The 1,866-nt window shown below is 68.1% G+C and carries 1 protein-coding gene; it reads left to right on the top strand.

Annotated features, from left to right (window positions below; genetic code table 11):
* Positions 1 to 1,866 (top strand): condensation domain-containing protein (locus QN224_RS33430; protein ID WP_283980155.1); only part of this gene is annotated, 1,866 nt, incomplete at both ends.

Consider the following 1,866-nt stretch of genomic DNA (forward strand, 5'->3'; position numbering starts at 1 on the left):
GACCGCCAGGCGCTGCCGCTTCCCGACGACGATGCCTATGCGCGGGCCGCCTATGCGGCGCCGAAGGGCGAGATCGAGACGATGCTGGCACAGATCTGGGCCGAGCTGCTCGGCGTCGAGCGGGTCGGCCGCCATGACAACTTCTTCGAGCTCGGCGGCCACTCGCTGCTCGCCGTGCAACTGATGGAGCGGCTGCGGCGGCTGTCGCTGGGAGTGGAGGTGCGCACCCTGTTCGCCAAGCCGGTGCTTTGCGATCTCGCCGCAAGCCTCGGCAGCCACCAGGAGGTGGCCGTGCCGGCCAACCTGATCACCGGGCACAGCACGGCGATCACGCCGCAGATGCTGCCGCTCATCGAGCTTTCCCAGCCGGAGATCGACCGGATCGTAGAAACGGTGCCCGGCGGCATCGGCAACATCCAGGACATCTATGGCCTGTCGCCGCTGCAGGACGGCATCCTGTTCCATCACCTCTTGGCCAGCCGGGGCGATCCCTACCTGCTGGTCAGCCAGATGGCGTTTGCCGACCGTGAGCTGCTGGACCGCTATCTGGACGCGCTCCAGCAGGTGGTCGACCGGCACGACATTCTGCGCACCTCGTTCGTCTGGGAGGGGCTGTCGAGCCCGGCCCAGGTGGTGTGGCGCAAAGCGCCGATCGAGGTGAGCGAGGTCGCGCTGGATGACGATGACGGTCCCGCTCATGAGCAACTGAAGCGCCGGTTCGATCCACGCCGGCAGCGCATCGATCTTGGCCGGGCGCCCGTGATGCGCTTCGTGATCGCCCCCGAGCCGGGCAGCGGCCGCTGGCTGCTGCTGAAGCAACAGCATCACCTGATCGGCGACCATACCACGTCGGAAGTGATGCATGCCGAGGTGCGGGCGGTGTTGGAGGCACGTGCGCACGAACTGCCGGCACCGCAGCCGTTCCGCAACCTGGTGGCGCAGGCGCGGTTGGGTGTCGATGCCAAGGCGCATGAGCAGTTCTTCCGTGCACAACTGGCCGATATCGACGAGCCGACCCTGCCGTTCGGGCTGAGCGAGGTCCATGGCGACGGCAGCAGATCCAGCGAGGCGCGGCGGATGCTGCCGCAGGCGCTCAACGATCGGCTGCGCGGCCAGGCGCGGCGGCTGGGGGTGAGCCTGGCGAGCCTCTGCCATCTGGCCTGGGGTCAGGTGGTGGCGCGCAGCAGCGGCCGACAGCAGGTGGTGTTCGGCACGGTGCTGTTCGGCCGCATGCATGGCGGTGCCGGCGCCGACCGCGCCATGGGCCTGTTCATGAATACCCTGCCGGTGCGCCTCGATCTCGACGGCACCGGAGTCGAGGCGAGTGTTCGCAGCACCCATGCGCGGCTTTCCGAGCTGCTCGCGCACGAGCATGCCTCGCTGGCGCTGGCGCAACGCTGCAGCGGTGTTGCCGCACCCGCGCCGCTGTTCAGCGCCCTGTTGAACTATCGTCACAACAACATGCCGACGGCAGCGGGCACGGACGACGTCCTGGCCGGCATGGAATGGCTGGACAGCGAGGAACGCACCAACTATCCGCTGACCCTGTCGGTGGAGGATTTTGGCGAGACGCTTGGCCTGACGGCGGAAGCGGCCGAGCCGATCTCCGCGGATCGGGTCTGCGCCTACATGCAGCACGTGCTCGAACAGCTCGCCGACGTGCTGGAGCATGCTCCCCATACGCCGGTGCGCGAGCTCGACATCCTTCCGGCCGACGAGCGCAGCTATCTGCTGGAGGAGCTGAACCGGACGGCGGCGGATTATCCGTCGGACAAGTGCATCCACGAGCTGTTCGAGGCGCAGGTCCGGCGCGCCCCCGAAGCCGTCGCCCTCGTCCACGAGGACGAAGAGCTGAGCTATGGTGCG

Origin of the sequence: Sinorhizobium sp. 7-81 (genome assembly GCF_030124405.1) — a bacterium.
Lineage (GTDB): Bacteria > Pseudomonadota > Alphaproteobacteria > Rhizobiales > Rhizobiaceae > Sinorhizobium > Sinorhizobium psoraleae.